Below are 19,578 nucleotides of genomic sequence, written 5' to 3'. Positions count from 1 at the left end.
GGCCCGTCTCATGTATCACTCGCCACCGCCAAGACTGTGAACATACCAGCTGACCGCGCGGATATCGGCCTCGGACAGCCGCCCCGCCCAGTCGGGCATCACCCCGAACCGCGCATTGTTGACGCTATAGGTGATCGCCTCGCGCGAGCCGCCATAGAGCCAGACCGCATCTGTCAGATCGGGCGCGCCCTGTTCGCGGTCGCCCTTGCCGGTCCCGGCATGGCAGGAGGAACAGTTATCGGCAAAGACCGTCGCCCCCGCCAGGGCCAGCACGGCGTCATGCTCCTGGCCCGAAAGCTGCAGCACATATTCCACCACTTCGGCGATCTGCGGTTTCTCCAGCAGCTGATCCTTTCCGAAAGCAGGCATCTGGCTGTAGCGCGCATCCGGATCGGTCGTATTGCGGATCCCGTGGCTGACGGTCTGATGGATCGCCTCCATCGAGCCGCCCCAGAGCCAGTCATCATCCAGAAGGTTCGGATAGCCGAGGCTCTGAATCCCGGCCGCACCTGCACCATGACACTGAACGCAGTTGGTGCGAAACACCGCAGCCCCTGCATTTTCGGCAAAAGCCGCAAGCTGAGGATCATCGCCGATCGCGTTCAGATCGGTCGCCACCAGCTTTTCACGGTTGCCGGCATTCCTCGCATTCCAGTCGGCGATCTCTGCCGCGACATTGGCGCGTTCGTTATTGCCGATCACACCCTGCGTCGCACGGGTCAGCAAAGGCCAGGCCGGATAGGCGATGGTATAACCGATGCCCCAGACGATACAGGCATAGAACACCCAGACCCACCAGCGCGGCATCGGATTGTCCAGCTCCTGGATGCCATCCCAGTCATGGCCGGTGGTCGGAACGTCACGTTCGACTTTGGTAATCTTTTTGGCGCACATGAATCACGCCTCCGTCTGCTGGCTGTTGCGGGGCTCCGCGGGGCCCGCCGCGGAATTTTCAATCCGGGGGCGGTCCTCATTGCGGAAAATCGAGCTGGCAATCTCGTCATGGGTCTTCCGGCTGCCCGGGCGGAAGGCCCAGAACGCGATGCCGACAAACATCAGGAACATAAGCAGAAGGCCCCAGCTGTCGGCGGTGGCGCGCAGGAATGAATAGAGTTCCATCCTTTACCCCCCTCAGCGTGTCGGATCCGGGGTGAAGGTCGAGAAATCGACCATCGTCCCCAGGACCTGCATATAGGCGATCAGCGCATCCATCTCGGTGATCTTCGGCGAGCCGTCAAAGTTCCGGACATTGACCGCGCGGCCGAAAGCGGCCTCGCCGTAACGTGCCTCCAGGCCGGAACTGTCGGCATCCGGATTGGCCTGGGCCAGGAAATCGGCCTGCGCGTTTTCGATCATCTCAGTGGTGTAAGGAATGCCGACGATGCGGCTCGCCTTCAGGGAATCGGCGATATATCTGCCGTCGATCACCTTGTTCTTCAGGAAGCCATAGGGCGGCATCAGGCTTTCCGGCACCACCTGTTTGGCATCGGTAAAGTGATCCACATGCCATTCATCCGAATAGCGCCCGCCCACCCGGGCCAGATCCGGCCCGGTGCGTTTCGATCCCCATTGATGCGGCTTGTCATACATCGATTCGACGGCAAGGCTGTAATGGCCATAGCGCGTCACCTCGTCCCGCATCGGGCGGATCATCTGAGTGTGGCAGTTGTAGCAGCCCTCGTTCTTATAGACCTGCGCGCCCGCGAGTTCGAGCGGGGTATAGGGGCGAACCCCTTCCACCTTCTCGATGGTGTTCTCGAGATAGAAAAGCGGCACGATCTGCACGAGACCGCCGATCGCGACCACGATAAAGGCCAGCACCATCAACAGCGTCGCGTGGGTTTCGATCTTTTTATGTTTGTCGAGTATGGACATTTAACCCTCGCTCACGCCGCCGGAATGGCGTTGTTGGCATTGACAGGTGCTTTCGCTTCCTGACCACGGACGGTCATCCAGAGGTTCCAGCACATGATGAGCGCGCCCCCCATGTAGAGAAGCCCTCCCAATGTGCGCACCACGTTCATCGGATATTTGGCGCCCACGGTGTCGGCAAAAGCGTTGACGAGGAAGCCATTGGCGTCGACTTCGCGCCACATCAGGCCCTCCATGATCCCCGAGACCCAAAGCGCCGAGGCGTAGAGAACGATGCCGATGGTCGCCAGCCAGAAATGCCAGGACACCAGCGCCAGGCTGTAAAGCCGCTCGCGGTTCCAGAGCCTCGGCGTCAGATAGTAAAGCGCGCCGAAGGTGATCAGCCCGTTCCAGCCAAGCGCGCCGGAATGAACGTGACCGATGGTCCAGTCGGTGTAATGCGACAGCGAGTTCACCGATTTGATCGACATCATCGGGCCCTCGAAGGTGGCCATGCCGTAAAAGCCAAGCGCCACAACCATCATCCGCAGAACGGGGTCGGTGCGCAGCTTGTCCCAGGCGCCCGAAAGCGTCATCAGACCGTTGATCATGCCACCCCAGGACGGCATCCACAGGATGATCGAGAACACCATGCCAAGGGTCGAGGCCCATTCCGGCAGCGCGGAATAATGCAGGTGGTGCGGGCCGGCCCAGATATAAAGGAAGATCAGTGCCCAGAAGTGGATGATCGACAGCTTATAGCTGTAGACCGGGCGTTCGGCCTGTTTCGGCACGAAATAATACATCATGCCAAGGAAGCCTGCGGTCAGGAAGAAGCCCACCGCGTTATGGCCATACCACCACTGGATCATCGCATCCTGCACGCCGCCGGTGACCTGCACCGAGGTCGACCCGAAGATCGAGACCGGCACCGCCATGTTATTGACGATATGCAGCATGGCGATGGTGATGATGAAGCCGAGGTAGAACCAGTTCGCCACATAGATATGCGGCTCTTTGCGCTGCATCACCGTGCCGGCATAGACCGCGAGGAAGGCGACCCAGACGATGGTGATCCAGATGTCGATATGCCAGGCGGGCTCGGCATATTCCTTGGCCTGGCTGCCGCCGAGGACATAGGAGCTCGCCGCCAGGATGATCATCAGGTTCCAGCCCCAGAACACGAACCAGGCCAGATTGCCGCCCCAGAGCCGCGTGGCGCAGGTGCGTTGCACCACGTAGAACGCGGTACAGATCAGCGCATTGCCCCCAAAGGCAAAGATCACGGCGCTGGTATGGAGCGGGCGCAGACGCCCGAAATTGCCGATCCCCTGCAGGAATTCGAAATTCAGCCAGGGCCAGGCCAGCTGGCTCGCGATAACGACGCCGACCAGAAAGCCGACAACGCCCCAGAAGGCGGTGGCGATCACGCCGGCGCGGACGACACCGTCCAGATATTCGTTTTTGTTGATGACCTTCGGTTCACCAACGCCGCGCAGCACCACCACAAAGGTGATAGCGGCAGCCAGCATGACCGTGATCGCATTGACCTGATAAGCCAGATCGCGCGCGAAATTGGCCGCGATCGCGGCGAGAACCGCGATCAGGCCAAGCGCGATCAGTTTGACGTAATCCCACATAAGGCGTTCCCTCGTCTTATATCCACGGCGTCTGAGGGGGTTGGATCCCCCCTGACAGACCTCCGGACTGTTTGCCTTGTGCTATAGACGGGGGGCGCGCGCCTTGATCTGCGTCAACACGTCCAGGCGCTGTGGCATCTTGCCACGGCCTGAAACACAGCATCGGACACGCACAGGAATTTGACCTCCATCAAAGCGGAACCCGGGCCGGGCCTCTAGCGTTCTGGTTGTGAATGAACCTCCGACAACCCTGCGGGAGACGGGTCATGGCCTATAAATCGCTTCTCACCATCGCCAGTTCAGAGACCGGCACGCGAACCGCCGTGGATGCGGGCACGAAACTCGCGCTCGCGATGGATGCGCATCTTGAAACGCTCGCGCTCGGGGTGGACCGCTCGCAGCTGGGTTATGCCTATATCGGCACCGGTGCGGTGATCATGCAGGTGGCGATGGAACGCGCCGCCGAAGAGGCAGCCTTGCGCGAAAAACGCCTGCGCGCGGCGCTCGAAGCCCAGGGCCAGGACCTGCGCTGGTCGCTTGATTCGGCGGTCTGTCAGCTGGGCGCCCTCGGAGAGCTGGTCGGTGCCCGCGCGCGCTACAGCGATCTGGTGGTGCTGCCGCAGCCCTATGGCGATGATCAGGGCGCCGAAGGCGAAGCGGTGCTTGAAGCCGCCCTGTTCGACGGCGCAGCGCCGGTCCTCGTGCTGCCCGCCTCCGGTCTGCCTGCGGCTTTGCCGAAACGGGTCGTTCTGGCCTGGAATCAAAGCCGCGAGGCAATGGTCGCCGCGCGCCGTGCGATGCCTTTGCTCAAGCGCGCGGAAGAGGTGGTGATCACCGTGGTCGACCCGTCGGCGAACGGGCCCGAACGATCAGACCCCGGTGGCAATCTGTGCCAGATGCTGGTGCGTCACGGGGTCAGGGCCGAGGTTTCCGTGCTGGCGCGCACCCTGCCGCGCGTCTCGGATGTGCTGGCGCGGCAATGCCAGGATATCGGCGCCGACCTGCTGGTGATGGGGGCCTATGGCCATTCCCGGTTCCGCGAGGCGATCCTGGGCGGCGCCACCCGCAATATGCTGGAAAGCGCCGAAGTCCCTGTATTCATGGCACATTAAACGCCCGGAACCGTGGCGGGCGGCTCAGCGCCGCTCGCCAGAGGCCGGATAGACACCGAGGATATTCAGCTCGGTGGTGAAATAGCTCAGCTCCTCCAGCGCCCGCGCCAGCGCCGGATCTTCGGGATGGCCCTCGACATCGGCGTAAAAGGCGGTGGCGGTGAAATGGCCGCCGACCATATAGCTTTCCAGCTTGGTCATGTTGACGCCATTGGTCGCGAAACCTCCAAGCGCCTTGTAAAGCGCCGCCGGAATATTGCGGACCTGGAAGGTGAAGGTCGTGACCATTTTCTCGGCCCGGCGCCGGTGATCGGGCGCGCGGCTCATCACCAGAAAGCGGGTGGTATTATTCGCGTGATCCTCGATATGGCGGGCCAGCACGTCGAGCCCGTAGATTTCGGCCGCAAGCTCGCTCGCCAGCGCCGCATGGGACGGGTCATTCGCCTCCGCCGCCTCACGCGCGGCCTTGGCATTGTCCGAACTGATCACGCCGCGGATATTGTGCTCTCTCAGGAAACCCGCGCATTGCGGCAGGATCACCACATGGCCATGCGCTTCACGCACATCCGCCACGCGCGCGCCTTTTACCCCCAGAAGGTTCACATGCACCCGCACGAAAGTCTCGTCGATGATATGCAGGCCCGAATTCGGCAACAGGCTGTGAACATCCGCCACCCGGCCATAGGTCGAGTTCTCGACCGCAAGCATTCCCAGATCTGCCCGACCGTCGCGGACAGATTCGACCACCTCCTCGAAAGTGCCGCAGGGCAGCACCTCCATCCCCGGCCGCGCCTGAGCGCAGGCCTGGTGCGAATAGGCGCCAGGCTCGCCCTGAAAGGAAATCAGGCCGGATCTGGTGTCGGCGACCGATGCGGACATGGCATGAACTCCTGAAAAATCGCGGGTTTCGCACATGAGAGGCGATTGGTCGCGCTCCTACACCTTGCAAGCCATGCAGGGAAGCGGCTAATACCGGGCAAGACGACCAAGGGATGCGTTCGACATGTTCGACACAATGACGATGACCAAGGCGACCGGAGCTGTCTGTGGCGCACTTCTTGTGCTGCTGCTGGGGGGTTGGGCTGCGTCTGCACTTTACAGCACCGCGCCGCATGGCGGCGGTCATGGCGAAGAGGTCGCCCAGGCCTATACGATCGACACCGGCGCAGCTGCCGGCGGCGACGAACCGGCCGAGGTGGTTGATATTGCCGCGCTGATGGCGACGGCAGATCCGGCCAAGGGCGAAAAGGTCTTCAACAAATGTAAGGCCTGCCACAAGCTTGATGGCACCGACGGCACCGGCCCGCATCTGAACGGTGTGGTTGGCCGCCAGATCGCCAGCTCTGCGGGCTTTGCCTATTCCTCCTCGATGGCGGATCACGGCACCGATGGCACGAAATGGGATGCGGAAGAGCTGGACCATTTCCTGCGCGCGCCGAAATCCTTTGCCGCCAATACCAAGATGTCTTTCGCAGGCCTGCCGAAGCAGGATGAGCGCATCAACCTGATCGCCTTCCTGGAACAGCAACAATAACGGATTTCCCCGCCATCCGGGGAAAAATTCCGCTGAAAACAATGGCCGCACCTTTCTGGTGCGGCCTTTTTCAGTCGCGCATCACCAGAGTAACGCATTCGCGCCTTTCCCCCCGCGCGGCATGGCTTTAGCATCACAATCCGGAACTGGCAGAAACCGGGGGATGGAATGGCGGCAAGGGCGGATCGCAGGGGCGACAAAGGCCGGATGATGGCGGGCAAACCCGCGATCATGGTCCGGGATCCCGCCCCCCTGTCCCGGATGCGTGCCGTCCTGCTGACCGGAACCCTCGCGCTGGCTGCGGCCCTGATGACCGCCGGCGCCCTGCGCGCCCAGGAGGCCGCTCCGGCCGAAGTCACGCCGACAGCCGCGCCCGCCGATGCACAAGAACTCGTGGCTGAGGCCGAAACCGGCGTGATCATCTCGCATGGGATTGCCACCTTCAATTCCGACACGCTGCTGCATCCGGCGGATATGCCTTACCTGCCTTATGTGAACCCCGACGCGCCAAAAGGCGGCGAGTTCAGCATGCAGGCCATTCAGGACGGCTATGATTCGATGAACCCCTTTTCGGTCCAGGGCCGCGCGGCCCAGGGCGCCACGATGATGCTGGAAGGGATCCTGACCGGCACCGCCGACGAGATCGGCTCATCCTATTGCCTCATGTGCACCACGATGGAATTCCCCGAAGACCGCTCCTGGGTGATCTTCAACCTGCGCGATGATGTGCGGTTCTCGGATGGCTCGCCGCTGAGTGCCGAAGATGTGGTGTTTTCCTACAACGTCTTTCTCACCAAGGGCCTTGCCGAGTTTCGTCCGCAGCTTGAGGCCCAGGTGGCCTCGGTCGAGGCACTTGACCCGCTGCGGGTGAAATTCACTTTCCAGCCCGGCGTGCCCAGCCGTCACCTGCCGGCGATGGTTGGCGGGCTGCCGGTCCTCTCAAAGGCCGATTACGAGGCGCGGGACATGGATCTCGAACAGGGCTCGATGCAGCCCTTCCTTGGGACCGGCGCCTATGTGCCTGTTCTGCCAGCGAAAAGCCCGACCACGATCAGCTATCGGCGCAATCCCGATTACTGGGCGCAGGATCTGCCTTTCGGCATAGGCATGAACAATTACGACGTGATCCGCTATGAATATTTCGCCGAGGCCAATGCCGGTTTCGAAGGATTCAAAGGCGGCGCCTATACTTTCCGCCAGGAAAACGTCGCGCGGCAATGGTCGCTGAACTACGATTTCCCCGCCGTGCTGAATGCAGCGTCCGCAAGGAAGAACTGCCCCGTGACGGAGTTTCCAACGGCCAGTCCTGGGTCTTCAATCTGCGCCGCGGCATCTGGCAGGATCCACGACTGCGCGAGGCCGTTGCGATCCTGTTCAACTTTGAATGGAGCAACGACACGTTGTTCTTCGGCAAATACCAGCGGATCAATTCCTTCTGGGAAAATTCCTGGTTGCAGGCAGAAGGCCCGCCCGCGCCGGAAGAGGTCGCGCTGCTGGAACCCCTGGTCGGGGAAGGATTGCTGCCGCCCGGGATTCTGACCGACGCGCCCTATTCGCAGCCCGTCTCGGATGCCGGAAAGCTGCTGGACCGGAAGTCCCTCCTCAAGGCGTCGAAACTGCTCGATGAGGCGGGATGGCTGGTGGATGACAAAGGCATCCGCCGCAATGCAAAAGGCGTGGCGCTGCGGCTTGAGATCCTTGACGACAACCCGACCTTTGAAAAGATCCTGGCGCCCTTTGTCGAAAACCTGCGCGCGGTCGGCATTGATGCCGGCGTGAATCAGATCGATTCCGCGCAATATGAGGTGCGGACCCGCAACCCGGATTATGATTTCGACTTCACCAGTACCTTCTTTGTCTTTGACTACTTCCCCGATTCCGGCCTGCGCCAATGGATCGGATCGGCCGAGGCGGATGTCTCGGTCAGAAACCTTGCCGGGCTGAAAGATCCGGCGGTGGACCGGCTGATCAATGTCATCGTCGCGGCACAGTCCCGCGACGAGGTCACCACGGCGGTTCATGCCCTTGACCGGGTGCTGCGCGCCGACAGGTTCCGCGTGCCCATGTGGCACAAGCCCGAGGTCTGGGTCGCGTATTACGACATGTATGAACACCCCGCCGTGCTGCCGCCCTATGCCACAGGCGAGCTGAGCTGGTGGTGGGTCAACGCGGAAAAAGCCGCTGCTCTGAAGGCCAGCGGCGCGCTGCGACAGTGATCTCTCTTCTGACCGATCCTCTCACGACCGAATTTTGAACGAACAGGCGGGACGACCTTGGGCTCCTATATTCTCAGACGGCTGTTGCTGGTGATCCCGACCCTGTTCGGCATCATGCTGATCAATTTCGCCCTCACCAATGTGGTGCCGGGCGGCCCGCTGGATCAGATCGAGGCACGGCTGCAGGGGTCTGGCGATTCCATTGCAGGGATCGCCGGGGCGGGCGGTGATGCCGGAACCGGCGACGCGGGCCAGTCGGGCTATACCGGCGCGCAAGGCCTTTCCCCCGAATACCGGGCACAGCTTGAGGAGCAATTCGGCTTTGCCCGTATCATCTGTGACGATGGTTTCACCGGCAGACGCGACATCCGCAACGAGGCCTGCCACAAAGAAATGATCCCGTTCTGGGAGCGCTTTGGCATCATGATGTGGAACTATGCGCGCTTTGACTTTGGCGAGAGCTTTTTCCGCAAGATCTCGGTCGTCGATCTGATCATCGAGAAAATGCCGGTCTCGATCACGCTGGGCCTGTGGTCGACGCTGATCGCTTATCTGATCTCGATCCCGCTGGGCATCCGCAAGGCGGTGAAGGACGGATCCTCGTTCGACACCTGGTCTTCGGGCATCATCATCGCCGCCTATGCGATCCCCGGCTTCCTGTTTGCGATCCTCTTGATGGTGCTGTTTGCCGGGGGCACCTACTGGCAATGGTTCCCGCTGCGGGGGCTGACATCGGACAACTGGGACAGCCTGTCCTGGATCGGCAAGGTCGGCGATTATCTCTGGCATATCACTTTGCCGGTGACGGCGCAGCTGATCGCCAGCTTTGCCACGCTGACGCTTCTGACCAAGAACAGCTTCCTTGACGAGATCCGCAAGCAATATGTCATGACCGCCCGCGCCAAGGGCCTGTCAGAACGCCGCGTGCTTTACGGACATGTCTTCCGCAATGCGATGCTGATCGTGATTGCGGGCTTTCCGGCACTGTTCCTCGGGGTTTTCTTCGGTTCGTCGCTGATCATCGAGATGATCTTCACGCTGGACGGTCTGGGGCTGCTTTTATACCGTGCCACGATTGAACGCGATTTTGCGGTGATGTTCGGCACGCTGTTTGCCTTTGGGCTGATCGGGCTGGTCGTGGGGATTATCTCGGATCTGATGTATGTGCTCGTCGATCCCCGTATTGATTTCTCGAAGAGGGCGGGCTGATGGCACTTTCGCCGCTGAACCAGCGCCGCTGGCGCAATTTCAAAGCCAACCGGCGGGCCTTCTGGTCACTGATCATTTTCGGCGTGCTTTATGTGCTGACGCTCGGGGCAGAGCTGATCGCCAATGACCGGCCTCTGCTGGTGCGCTATCAGGGCAGCTGGCACATGCCCTTCCTCAAATTCTACCCGAGACCCGCTTTGGCGGTGTCCTGCGCACCGAGGCCACTTATCGCCAGCCCGAGGTGCAATGTCTGATCATGACCGGCGGCAGCGCGGAATGCGAGAATGACACTGCCGCTGTCATGGCCGAGCTGAACGAGAAGGGTACCGTCATGGGCGAGCCGGTCCGGAAGGGCTGGATCCTCTGGGCACCGCTCCCCTATCAATACAGCACCATCGTCGATACCGGCGGTCGCGCCCCTGCCGGCCCCTCGGCGCAGAACTGGCTGGGCACCGATGAGGCCAGCCGTGACGTGCTGGCCCGCGTGATCTATGGCTTCCGCCTTTCCGTCACCTTCGCGCTGATCGTCACGGTGCTGAACGGGCTTTTTGGTGTCGCAGCGGGTGCTGTCCAGGGATATTTCGGCGGCAAGACCGACCTGATTTTCCAGCGCGTGATCGAGCTCTGGGGCTCGATCCCCTCGATCTATGTCATCATCATCCTGACCGCGATCTGGGCGAAGAGCTTCTGGCTGATGGTGTTCCTTCTGGTGCTGTTCGGCTGGACGGGGCTGGTCGGTGTGGTGCGGGCCGAATTCCTGCGCGCGCGGAATTTCGAATATGTGCGGGCGGCACGCGCCCTTGGGGTGCCCGATCTTCAGATCATGTTCCGCCATATGCTGCCGAATGCGATGGTCGCCACGCTGACCATGCTGCCTTTCATGGTCACCGGCACCATCGGCACGCTGGCGATGCTCGACTACCTGGGCTTTGGCCTGCCCTTGTCGGCGCCATCCCTTGGCCAGCTCTCGCGCCAGGCCCAGGCCAATCTGCAATCGCCGCATCTGGCCTTTGTCGCCTTCTTCACCTTCGCCATCATGCTGACGCTGCTGATCTTCATCTTTGAAGGCATCCGCGACGCATTCGACCCGAGAAAGACCTTCCGATGAGCCTGCTTGACGTAAAAGACCTGCGCGTCAGCTTTTCCCAGGACGGTCGCCAGATCGAGGCGGTGAAGGGCGTGTCTTTCTCTGTGGGCAAGGGCGAGACAGTGGCCCTGGTCGGCGAAAGCGGTTCCGGGAAATCGGTGACCGCGCTGTCGACCGTGCGGCTTCTGGCCGATAACGCCACGGTCTCGGGCACCATCTCCTGGCAGGGGCGCGACATCGCGAAACTCTCAGAGGCCGAGCTGCGCCAGATGCGGGGCGATGATATCAGCTTCATCTTCCAGGAGCCGATGACCTCATTGAACCCGCTCCATTCGATCGAGCGGCAGATCACCGAAAGCCTGGAACTGCACCAGGGCCTGCGCGGCGCCAAAGCGCGGGCGCGGGTGATTGAGCTTTTGACCAAGGTCGGCATCCGCGACCCGGAAAGCCGGCTGAACGCCTGGCCGCATCAGCTTTCGGGCGGGCAGCGCCAGCGCGTCATGATCGCCATGGCGCTGGCCAATGGGCCAGAGCTGTTGGTCGCGGATGAGCCGACCACCGCGCTGGATGTGACGATCCAGAAGCAGATCCTTGAATTGCTGGCCGAGCTGAAAGCGTCCGAAGGCCTCAGCCTCTTGTTCATCACCCATGATCTGAACATCGTGCGCCGCATCGCCGACCGGGTCTGCGTGATGCAAAACGGGGTGATCGTCGAACAGGGGCCAGCCGCCGAGGTATTCGGCAACCCCCAGCACCCCTATACGCAAAAACTGCTGGCGGCCGAGGCCGCAGGCCACCCCGGGCCGGTGGCAGCTGACGCCCCGGAAGTGGTCCGCTCTGAACATCTGAAAGTCTGGTTCCCGATCACCAAGGGCTTCCTTCAGCGCACCGTCGGGCATGTGAAAGCCGTGAACGATGCCAATGTCGCGGTCCGTGCCGGGGAAACCCTGGGCATTGTCGGCGAAAGCGGCTCTGGCAAAACCACGCTGGCGCTGGCCCTGATGCGGCTGATCGGCTCGGAGGGGCCGGTTTTTTTCATGGGCAAGGATATCTCGCGGCTGCGCGGCCAGGCACTGCGCGATCTGCGCCGCGACATGCAGATCGTGTTCCAGGACCCGTTCGGCAGCCTCTCGCCCCGGATGACGGCGGAACAGATCATCGCCGAAGGCCTCGGCGTGCATGGCGTCGAACCGGGCCGCGACCCGCGCGATATGGTGACAGACATCATGCGTGAGGTCGGGCTCGACCCCGAGATGATGACCCGCTACCCGCATGAGTTTTCCGGCGGGCAACGGCAGCGTATCGCCATTGCCCGCGCCATGATCCTGCGCCCGAAACTTGTGGTGCTGGACGAGCCGACCTCGGCGCTGGACATGACGGTACAGGTGCAGATCGTCGAACTCCTGCGCGGGCTGCAACGGAAATGGGGGCTGGCCTATATCTTCATCAGCCATGACCTGCGGGTGATCCGCGCCATGTCGCATAAGGTCATGGTGATGCGGGCGGGGGATGTGGTCGAATCCGGTACGACCGAACAGGTTTTCCGCCGCCCCGCCAGCGATTACACCCGCGCGCTGATGGAAGCCGCCTTTGGTGATCTGCGCCCGGTCAGCGCAGAAGAGGCTCCCGAAGGCGCTGCAACAGGCTCCCTCGGGGAGGATGCGTGAAGATCCTCTTTGTCCACCAGAATTTCCCTGGCCAGTTCCCACATCTGGCGCCGGAACTGGTGCGGCGTGGACATGACTGCCGCGCGCTGACCGATCACGGGAATGACCGGCCCTCGCCGGTTAAGACCTGGCACTACAAGTTCACGCCCGACCCGGTCGATCCCCGTGCCACGCGTCTGGGGCGCAATTACACCACAAATTCCGACCGGGGGGTGGTTGCGGCCCGCGCCGCCATGACCATCCGCGACCGCGAGGGGTTCTCGCCCGATCTGATCATCGGCCATTCCGGCTGGGGCGAGACGCTCTTTCTGAAAGAGGTCTGGCCCAAGGCGAAACTGCTGGTCTATTCCGAATTCTACTATCGCGGCGCCGGTCAGGATGTGGGCTTTGACCCCGAATTTTCGCCCGGCGGCTTTGACCAGGTGATGATCGCCCAGGGCCGCGCCGCGCATCTCGGTCAGGCACTGGTTCATGCCGATCGCGGGCTCGCGCCGACCGAATGGCAGGCCTCGACGCTGCCCGCCACGCTGCGCCCGATGGTGGATGTGATCTTTGACGGCGTCGATACCGACATCGTCCGCCCCGATCCGCGCGCGCAGTTCACCACGCCATCGGGCCAGGTCTTGCGGGCCGGGGACGAGGTGCTGACCTTCGTGAACCGCAATCTCGAACCCTATCGCGGCTATCATATCTTCATGCGGATGCTGCCGCGCCTGATGCGCGAACGCCCCAATGCCCAGGTGGTGATCGTGGGCGGCGATGAGGTGAGCTATGGTGCCGCCCCGAAGGGTGCGAAGGGCTGGAAGGATATCATCCTGGATAAGGTGAAGGACCGGCTTGATCTATCCCGCGTGCATTTCACCGGCAAGCTGCCTTATGCCGATTATCTGCGGCTGATGCAGGTCAGTCGGGCACATGCCTATCTGACCTATCCTTTCGTGCTGTCCTGGTCGATGGTCGAGGCAATGGCGGCGGGCGCTCTGGTCGTCGGGTCACGTACCGCGCCGGTCGAAGAGATGATCCGCCATGGCGAGACCGGGCTTCTGGTGGATTTCTTCGACCAGAAAGCATGGGCGCGCCAGCTTGCGGAATGCCTGGCCGAACCCGGGCGGTTTGACGCGATCCGCGCCCGCGCCCGCGCCGAGGTGGTCGCGAAATATGATCTGAAGCGGGTCTGCCTGCCAGCCCAGGTCGCGCTGGTCGAAAGCCTGGTGCAGGGCGCGTAAGGATCAGACCGCGGCCGAATGCTGCGCCTTCGCGCTGTCATAGGCGTCAAACATCCGCGCGATCATCCGCGTCAGCGGCCGGCCGCAGGGCGGGATGATCAGGTCGGCGCCGTCGCGCAGGACCATATCCCCGAACCGCAGGCTGACCGCGTCAAACAGCGCCGCAAGCCGGGTCGGGCTGGCACCGTAATCACGCGTCAGTTCCGTACCCGAGACGCGGAAGTCGCACATCAGCGCCTCGATGATACGGCCCCGCATCAGGTCTTCGCCCTGGAAAGCATGGCCTTTGGCAATCGAAAACCGCCCCTCGCGGATCGCTTTCGTATAGGCGGCCGTGGCGGGGGCGTTCTGCGCATAGCCCTGGGGAAAGCGCGAGATCGACGACGCGCCAAGCCCCACCAGCACCCCCGACTGATCATCGGTATAGCCCTGGAAATTCCGCCGCAGCCGGCCCTCTTTCCAGGTCTTCGCCAGGCCATCCGAGGGCAGCGCGAAATGATCGATGCCGATCTCGTCATAGCCATCGGCGGCAAACAGCGCCCGGGCGGTGTCGAACAGAGCCAGGCGTTCCTGCGGAGTCGGCAGGCTTTCCGAAGGGATCAGCTGCTGGCGCCGGCTCATCCAGGGCACATGGGCATAGCCGTAGAGCGCCACCCGGTCCGGCCCCAGTGAGAGCAGCTTTTGCACCGAATCAGCGATGCGGGCGCGGTCCTGATGCGGCAGCCCGTAAAGGATATCGGCGTTCAGACTGGTGATGCCACGGGCGCGCAGCCCGTCGGAAATGCGCTTTGTCAGCGCGTAGCTCTGGTCGCGGCCGATGGCTTTCTGGATCTCGGGATCGAAATCCTGGACCCCGATCGAGGCCCGGGTCATCCCCGCTTGCGCCAGCGCATCAAGGCGCGCCTCATCCGCCTCATTGGGATCGATCTCGACCGAGAATTCGCCGCCCGGTGCCATCGGAGCGACCGAGAAAATCGCATCCGTCAGACGCAGGATCTCGTCCGGCGGCAGCAAGGTCGGCGTGCCACCGCCCCAGTGCAGCCTGGAAAGCGTAACATTCTCAGGCAGATGCCGCGCCAGCAGTGCGATCTCGTCGCGCAGTGTCCGGGCATAGGCGATCACCGGGTCTTCGGATTGCGTGCCCTGGGTGCGGCAGGCGCAAAACCAGCACAACCTGCGGCAGAAAGGCACGTGAAGATAAAGCGATATGCCCGACCCGGCCGGGATCTGCGCCAGCCAGGAGGTAAACTCAGGCGCCCCGATCCCGTCCCGAAACTGCGGCGCGGTCGGGTATGAGGTATAGCGGGGCACCTTCGCGTCAAAAAGTCCCAGCCGTTCAAGTTGCTTATCTGGCGTCATGGCTCTACCCTAAAGCGGCGCAGGCTCTGCTTCCTTGACGCAGATCAATGATTTTGAATGAGGCACCCGGCGTGAATTTGACGCTGCACGACAAACAGGCTTTGCACATGGAGTGCGGCGGTTGCCCGATCCGCCATCGTGCCGTTTGCGCCCGTTGTGACAGCGACGAGATGGATACGCTGGAGCAGCTGAAATATTACCGCAGCTTTCAGGCCGGCCAGACGGTGATCTGGTCGGGGGACCGGATGGATTTCGTGGCCTCGGTGGTCTCAGGCATCGCCACCCTCACCCAGACGATGGAAGACGGGCGGCGCCAGATGGTGGGCCTTTTGCTGCCCTCGGATTTCGTCGGGAGGCCGGGGCGGGCAACCGCGACCTATGACGTCACCGCGACGACCGATCTGGTGATGTGCTGTTTTCGCCGCAAACCCTTCGAGGACATGCTGGTGAAAACCCCGCATGTGGCGCAGCGCCTGCTGGAAATGACGCTCGACGAGCTGGATGCGGCGCGCGAATGGATGCTCCTGCTGGGCCGCAAGACCGCGCGTGAAAAGATCGCCTCGCTGCTGGCGATTGTGGCGCGGCGCGATGCGTCGCTGAAGGTGCATGAGACGCTGGGCAAGGCCTCGGTCGAGCTGCCGCTGACCCGCGAAGAGATGGCGGATTACCTTGGCCTGACGCTGGAAACGGTCAGCCGCCAGATCTCGGCGCTGAAGCGCGACGGGGTCATCCGGCTGCATGGAAAGCGGCTGATCGAGATCCCGGATTATCGCCGCCTGCTGGAAGAGGCCGGCGACGATTCCGATGGCGGGATGCCCGCCTGACCCTGATGCCTTAGGCCAGTGATACCTGAGACCTGGCCCTGATGGCTCGCTTGCCCCTGGTCAGCCAGCGCTTTCCAGCCAGCGCTCTTCGATCATCTTCGCGAATTTGCCCATCTGCCCGTCCAGCCTGCGCTGCGTGCGGCCCTTGACCAGGCGCAGCGACTGGATCAGCAGCCGCGCTGCGATGGTCTTCGGGCGGGTCTCGGCAACCAGCAATACCCGCGTGCGCTTCGGCGCGAGGCTCAGCAATTCCAGCCGCACCCCGCCCGCCACGGAAGGGCTGTCGAGGTCGAGGTCAAGCGCGTTGGGCGGGCTCAGCTCGGCAATGCGCAAGAGCACCTTTCGCGGCTTGCTTTTATAGGCAAAACGCAGTCGCCAGGCCATGCCGGCCTCCGGGCGTTTCAGATGATCGATCCGCTCGACCTCTGCACCGCGCCGCACGGCCATGCGCTCGAAATGTTCGAAATCGATGACTTCCTGCCAGACAAAGTCCAGTGGTGCCTCAATATCCTGCTTCGCGCTGAATTTCATATGTCAGAACCTGACTGTCAGTGTTGTTATATGCCAGACCGCAGACCGCCACAGCTGCGAGGCGAAACGGCGGGTGAAAACTGTACCGGCGCAACCTTGCCGGAGATACCGCGACCTTAAACCCTGGCGCGGTGTTATTTCAGATATATCCTGTGTATCGTCAGATATTTCGCCGTAGTTTTATGCCGGCTTTCACCACCGGATTTGCAACAATCCCCTTAATCCAGCCGGTCGGCAAGCCAGCTTTCGATAAGATAGCGCGCGATAGAGCCCTGGCGTGGCGGTCGCACCGCCTCATGCGTGCCATTGACCACCCGCACCATGTCTTCGCGGCTGACCCAGAGCGCGTGATCCAGCTCGACCGGGTCGAGAATGATCTCATCGCTGAGCGCCTGAGCATGACAGCCCAGCATCAGCGAGGCCGGGAAAGGCCAGGGCTGGCTGGCAAGGTAGCGCACCGCGCCGCAGATCACGCCGGTCTCTTCCTGAACCTCGCGGCACACCGCAGCCTCGACGGTCTCGCCCGGCTCGACAAAGCCCGCAAGCGTCGAATACATGCCCTCGGGCCAGCCCGGGCTGCGGCCGAGCAGAAGGTCATTGCCCCGGGTCACCAGCATGATCACCACCGGATCGGTGCGTGGAAAATGCATCGCCTTGCAAGACGGGCATTTGCGGTGCCAGCCGGCGCCGCCGGTCTCGGATTTCGCCCCGCAGGACGGGCAGAAGCCATGGCTGCGGTGCCATTCCAGCAGCGCCCGGGCGGTTGCGGCCATCTCGGCCTCGTCCGGGTCAAGCGCTGCCATGATCTGGCGCAGTTCGATGAATTGCCGCCCCGCCGGTGCCAGCGGATGCGGCTGCCGCCCGGCATCGAAAACCGTCTCGGTCGGCAGGCCCTCTTCCGGCTTCCAGGACGAGACATCAGCGGCAAAAACACCCTTCTCGCGCCAGAGACCCAGAAAAACCGGTGGCGGGGCATCGGCCAGCAACGGATCCCCCGTCGTCACAAACCCCAATGTGGTGTCATCGGCCAGCGGCATCCCGCGCCATAGCGGCAGGATCAGCCCGCCTGCAAGAAGCGCCGCCAGCGCCTCGGCGTCAGAGCGCAACTCATGGCCCCTGTCGCGCCCGGTGCCGCCAAAAGTCACGGAACTGGCCTGTTGCATCACTTGCTCCACCGCATTAGCCTTCAGGGATCTTCAGGCGGTGATGACATGCCGGACAGGCGCCGAAAAGCCCCTTCGCCACGCATCCGGCAGAGTTTTCCGTGGGGGCTTGCGGCTGAGCCAGCGGCGTGACAACCTTCAGTTGTTCATTTGAATGTCGACCGTGTTTCAATCAAATATGACCGCAATGGTTGCACTCTCACCCCCTTCGAAGGCATGGCAGCATGTCTTCTGAACCTGACAGGCTCTGGTCCGGAGGATTGGTCTTTGCCCGCGAAACGCCGCCTGACGGCTCCGGCCTGCTGAGGATCATCGCGACCAGCGACCTTCACGCGCAGCTGCTGTCCTATGACTATTTCGCAAATCGCCAGCTTCCCGGCACCGGCCTCGCCCAGATCGCCTGTCTGATCGCCGAAGCGCGCCGCACTGCGCCCGCTTCTCTTTTGCTCGACAACGGGGATTTTCTGCAGGGTGGCGCCCTGGCCGAGATCGGAACGACGCGGCGCGGCAGACGGCCGCATCCCGCGATCACAGCCTTCAACGCCCTTTCCTATGATGCTGTGGCGCTTGGCAATCATGAATTCGACTACGGGCTCGAAACGCTGAGCTGCGCGATTGAGGGTGCCGCTTTTCCGGTGATTTCCACCAATGTCCTGGTGGAGAAGGCGTCAACGCCGCTTGCAGACCGGCATTTCACCACGCCTGCAACATTGTTGACCCGCGAGATCGCACTTCCGGACGGGACGCGGCGCGCGGTCACTGTCGGAATTTTCGCCCTGACGCCGCCCGAGACGCTGCAATGGAATGCGCGCTGGATCCGGGACCGGCTCGAGATACGGCAGATGGAGGAGACCGCCCGCGCCTGGGTGCCAGAATTGCGGGCGCAGGGGGCGGATATCGTGATCTGTCTTGCCCATACCGGCATCGCGCAGCCGGTTGCAGGTGTGTCCGAAGACAACCAGGCGGTCGAGATTGCCGGGATCCCCGGGCTTGATGCAGTGATTGCCGGCCATAGCCACCTGACCTTTCCCGACCTGCGCAGCTATTCCGACCCAAGGGTGAACGGGATCAGCGGCCATATTTCCGGCAAGCCGGTGGTGCAACCGGGGCATGAAGGCTCGCATCTGGGGGTGATCGACCTCTGGCTGAGCCCGGTGAGCGGCATCCCGAACCGCCGATGGGAGGTGACGCGCAGCCGGGCGCACCTGATCGCCGGCCAGGAAACGGTTGCCGGGATGCCGTCGCGCACGATCCGCGAGGCTTCGGCCCCCTTGCGGCTTGCGCTGGCCCAGGATCACTCCGCCGCGCTTTTCCGGATGCGACAGCGGCTTGGGACGGTCGCGATGCCGGTCTCGTCCTGGTTTGCCAATGTCGCGGACGGCCAGGCGATGCGTCTGATCGGGGCTGCACTAAGCGCGCATGCCCGCGCACGCCTCGACGGCGGGCCATGGAGCAAACTGCCGATGGTGGCGCTGGTTTCGTCCTTCCGCTCTGGCGGGCGCGGCGGGCCGATGAACTACGTCGACATTCCGCAGGGAAATGTCTCGCTGCGCCACGTGTTCAGCCTTTATCCGTTTCCAAATACGCTGACCGCGCTCCTGACCACCGGAGCGGAGCTGGCCAGGCGGCTTGACCTTGCCTGCACACTCTTCAACCAGATCCTGCCGGGCAAACCTGACCAGATCCTGACCAATCCAGTGATTCCGGCCTTCAGCTATGCCGCTGCCATCGGTGCCGTCTATCAGATCGACCTGAGCCTGCCCCCTGCCCCGCCCGGGATCGCGCGCCCCTTCGGCAAGGGCCGCATCAAGGGCCTCATGATCGACGGCCGGCCGCTTGGGCCAGACGATCCTGTGATCCTCGTCGTCAATAATTACATAACCGACGACCCCCGCCGCCCCGCCGGTGAAGTGGTCCTTGATGAGGGCCGCAACTGTACCGGGATCATCGCCGATTATATCCGCGAAAAGGAGCGGATCGTCTCAGATGACCACCCCGGCTGGCGCTTCACGCCGATGCCGGGCACCTCGGTGCTTTTTGACAGTGGAAGCGGCGCCTGCGAGCGGCTCGACTCCGCCGCCTTGCTGCGTCCCGAGCCAATCGGGCTGATGCCATCAGGCTTTTCGCGCTTTCGTCTGCATCTGTGATGGTGCAGGGTC

General features: G+C 62.6%; 16 protein-coding genes and 2 pseudogenes. 10 read left to right on the top strand and 8 right to left on the bottom strand.

The features are described from left to right. Positions 1-15: 15 nt before the first annotated feature. The 4 genes from ccoP to ccoN are packed head-to-tail and all read right to left on the bottom strand — an operon-like array spanning position 16 to position 3,491. Positions 16-894, bottom strand: coding sequence for a cytochrome-c oxidase, cbb3-type subunit III (gene ccoP / locus QNO18_RS04625; RefSeq protein WP_283176735.1), 879 nt, complete (start codon positions 892-894; stop codon positions 16-18). Between the two features lie 3 nt (positions 895-897). Then, positions 898-1,119 carry a cbb3-type cytochrome c oxidase subunit 3 gene (locus QNO18_RS04620; RefSeq protein WP_198835740.1) on the bottom strand — a complete coding sequence of 74 codons (222 nt, stop codon included), beginning with the start codon at positions 1,117-1,119 and terminating at the stop codon, positions 898-900. Between the two features lie 12 nt (positions 1,120-1,131). Continuing rightward, the gene (gene ccoO, locus QNO18_RS04615) at positions 1,132-1,875 is read right to left on the bottom strand and encodes a cytochrome-c oxidase, cbb3-type subunit II (RefSeq protein ID WP_283176734.1); all 744 of its coding nucleotides are present in this window, start codon (positions 1,873-1,875) and stop codon (positions 1,132-1,134) included. 11 nt (positions 1,876-1,886) lie between these two features. Beyond that, positions 1,887-3,491, bottom strand: coding sequence for a cytochrome-c oxidase, cbb3-type subunit I (gene ccoN, locus QNO18_RS04610; RefSeq protein WP_283176733.1), 1,605 nt, complete (start codon positions 3,489-3,491; stop codon positions 1,887-1,889). Positions 3,492-3,757: 266 nt separating this feature from the next. On the opposite strand from ccoN, the gene QNO18_RS04605 reads away from it, so the two are divergent. Next, complete coding sequence (locus tag QNO18_RS04605) at positions 3,758-4,603, top strand: universal stress protein (RefSeq protein ID WP_283176732.1); 846 nt, start codon at positions 3,758-3,760, stop codon at positions 4,601-4,603. 24 nt (positions 4,604-4,627) lie between these two features. Here QNO18_RS04605 and QNO18_RS04600 read toward each other — a convergent pair whose 3' ends face one another. After that, positions 4,628-5,482: a prephenate dehydratase gene (locus QNO18_RS04600; RefSeq protein ID WP_283176731.1), complete on the bottom strand. Its 855-nt coding sequence runs from the start codon at positions 5,480-5,482 to the stop codon at positions 4,628-4,630. A gap of 124 nt (positions 5,483-5,606) precedes the next feature. Here QNO18_RS04600 and QNO18_RS04595 point away from each other — a divergent pair, with 124 nt between their 5' ends. The 7 genes and pseudogenes from QNO18_RS04595 (at position 5,607) to QNO18_RS04565 (ending at position 13,542) form a co-directional block, all read left to right on the top strand. After that, positions 5,607-6,137, top strand: coding sequence for a cytochrome c family protein (locus QNO18_RS04595; RefSeq protein WP_283176730.1), 531 nt, complete (start codon positions 5,607-5,609; stop codon positions 6,135-6,137). Between the two features lie 168 nt (positions 6,138-6,305). Next, positions 6,306-7,397, top strand: a pseudogene (locus tag QNO18_RS25605) (ABC transporter substrate-binding protein); the annotation flags it as partial. After that, positions 7,355-8,353 carry an ABC transporter substrate-binding protein gene (locus QNO18_RS04585; RefSeq protein ID WP_283176729.1) on the top strand — a complete coding sequence of 333 codons (999 nt, stop codon included), beginning with the start codon at positions 7,355-7,357 and terminating at the stop codon, positions 8,351-8,353. The pseudogene QNO18_RS25605 and the gene QNO18_RS04585, both read left to right, overlap by 43 nt. Positions 8,354-8,410: 57 nt before the next feature. Then, on the top strand, positions 8,411-9,562 hold the full coding sequence (locus QNO18_RS04580; RefSeq protein WP_198835733.1) for an ABC transporter permease subunit: 1,152 nt from the start codon (positions 8,411-8,413) through the stop codon (positions 9,560-9,562). Further along, a pseudogene (locus QNO18_RS04575) lies at positions 9,562-10,670 on the top strand (ABC transporter permease). The gene QNO18_RS04580 and the pseudogene QNO18_RS04575 overlap by 1 nt, the downstream one beginning before the upstream one ends. Next, positions 10,667-12,316 (top strand): ABC transporter ATP-binding protein, encoded by a 1,650-nt coding sequence (locus tag QNO18_RS04570; RefSeq protein WP_283176728.1) that lies wholly within the window; start codon positions 10,667-10,669, stop codon positions 12,314-12,316. Before QNO18_RS04575 ends, QNO18_RS04570 begins: the two are co-directional and overlap by 4 nt. Then, positions 12,313-13,542 carry a glycosyltransferase gene (locus QNO18_RS04565; RefSeq protein ID WP_283176727.1) on the top strand — a complete coding sequence of 410 codons (1,230 nt, stop codon included), beginning with the start codon at positions 12,313-12,315 and terminating at the stop codon, positions 13,540-13,542. The genes QNO18_RS04570 and QNO18_RS04565 overlap by 4 nt, the downstream gene beginning before the upstream one ends. Positions 13,543-13,545: 3 nt before the next feature. Here the strand turns inward: QNO18_RS04565 and hemN are convergent, their stop codons facing one another. Continuing rightward, positions 13,546-14,901 (bottom strand): oxygen-independent coproporphyrinogen III oxidase, encoded by a 1,356-nt coding sequence (hemN, locus tag QNO18_RS04560; RefSeq protein ID WP_283176726.1) that lies wholly within the window; start codon positions 14,899-14,901, stop codon positions 13,546-13,548. A 77-nt stretch (positions 14,902-14,978) separates the two neighbouring features. Here hemN and fnrL point away from each other — a divergent pair, with 77 nt between their 5' ends. Continuing rightward, on the top strand, positions 14,979-15,725 hold the full coding sequence (fnrL, locus tag QNO18_RS04555) for a transcriptional regulator FnrL (RefSeq protein ID WP_198835785.1): 747 nt from the start codon (positions 14,979-14,981) through the stop codon (positions 15,723-15,725). A gap of 60 nt (positions 15,726-15,785) precedes the next feature. Here the strand turns inward: fnrL and QNO18_RS04550 are convergent, their stop codons facing one another. Continuing rightward, positions 15,786-16,256, bottom strand: coding sequence for an SRPBCC family protein (locus tag QNO18_RS04550; protein WP_283176725.1), 471 nt, complete (start codon positions 16,254-16,256; stop codon positions 15,786-15,788). 218 nt (positions 16,257-16,474) lie between these two features. Then, on the bottom strand, positions 16,475-17,419 hold the full coding sequence (nudC, locus tag QNO18_RS04545) for an NAD(+) diphosphatase (RefSeq protein ID WP_283176724.1): 945 nt from the start codon (positions 17,417-17,419) through the stop codon (positions 16,475-16,477). Between the two features lie 224 nt (positions 17,420-17,643). On the opposite strand from nudC, the gene QNO18_RS04540 reads away from it, so the two are divergent. Beyond that, entirely contained in the window at positions 17,644-19,566 is a 1,923-nt protein-coding gene (locus tag QNO18_RS04540) for a metallophosphoesterase (RefSeq protein ID WP_283176723.1), read from the top strand. Positions 19,567-19,578 lie beyond the last annotated feature (12 nt).

It is taken from the genome of Gemmobacter sp. 24YEA27 (assembly GCF_030052995.1).
GTDB lineage: Bacteria > Pseudomonadota > Alphaproteobacteria > Rhodobacterales > Rhodobacteraceae > Pseudogemmobacter.
This window is presented reverse-complemented; position numbering and strand designations above follow the sequence as displayed.

What these genes read in the sequence shown, in the direction of transcription:
- hemN (WP_283176726.1), bottom strand. Translation starts at nt 14,901, where the DNA reads ATGACGCCAGATAAGCAACTTGAACGGCTGGGACTTTTTGACGCGAAG.
- QNO18_RS04600 (WP_283176731.1), bottom strand. Translation starts at nt 5,482, where the DNA reads ATGTCCGCATCGGTCGCCGACACCAGATCCGGCCTGATTTCCTTTCAG.
- QNO18_RS04620 (WP_198835740.1), bottom strand. Translation starts at nt 1,119, where the DNA reads ATGGAACTCTATTCATTCCTGCGCGCCACCGCCGACAGCTGGGGCCTT.
- QNO18_RS04550 (WP_283176725.1), bottom strand. Translation starts at nt 16,256, where the DNA reads ATGAAATTCAGCGCGAAGCAGGATATTGAGGCACCACTGGACTTTGTC.
- QNO18_RS04605 (WP_283176732.1), top strand. Translation starts at nt 3,758, where the DNA reads ATGGCCTATAAATCGCTTCTCACCATCGCCAGTTCAGAGACCGGCACG.
- nudC (WP_283176724.1), bottom strand. Translation starts at nt 17,419, where the DNA reads ATGCAACAGGCCAGTTCCGTGACTTTTGGCGGCACCGGGCGCGACAGG.
- QNO18_RS04570 (WP_283176728.1), top strand. Translation starts at nt 10,667, where the DNA reads ATGAGCCTGCTTGACGTAAAAGACCTGCGCGTCAGCTTTTCCCAGGAC.
- ccoN (WP_283176733.1), bottom strand. Translation starts at nt 3,491, where the DNA reads ATGTGGGATTACGTCAAACTGATCGCGCTTGGCCTGATCGCGGTTCTC.
- ccoP (WP_283176735.1), bottom strand. Translation starts at nt 894, where the DNA reads ATGTGCGCCAAAAAGATTACCAAAGTCGAACGTGACGTTCCGACCACC.
- QNO18_RS04540 (WP_283176723.1), top strand. Translation starts at nt 17,644, where the DNA reads ATGTCTTCTGAACCTGACAGGCTCTGGTCCGGAGGATTGGTCTTTGCC.
- QNO18_RS04595 (WP_283176730.1), top strand. Translation starts at nt 5,607, where the DNA reads ATGTTCGACACAATGACGATGACCAAGGCGACCGGAGCTGTCTGTGGC.
- ccoO (WP_283176734.1), bottom strand. Translation starts at nt 1,875, where the DNA reads ATGTCCATACTCGACAAACATAAAAAGATCGAAACCCACGCGACGCTG.
- QNO18_RS04585 (WP_283176729.1), top strand. Translation starts at nt 7,355, where the DNA reads ATGGTCGCTGAACTACGATTTCCCCGCCGTGCTGAATGCAGCGTCCGC.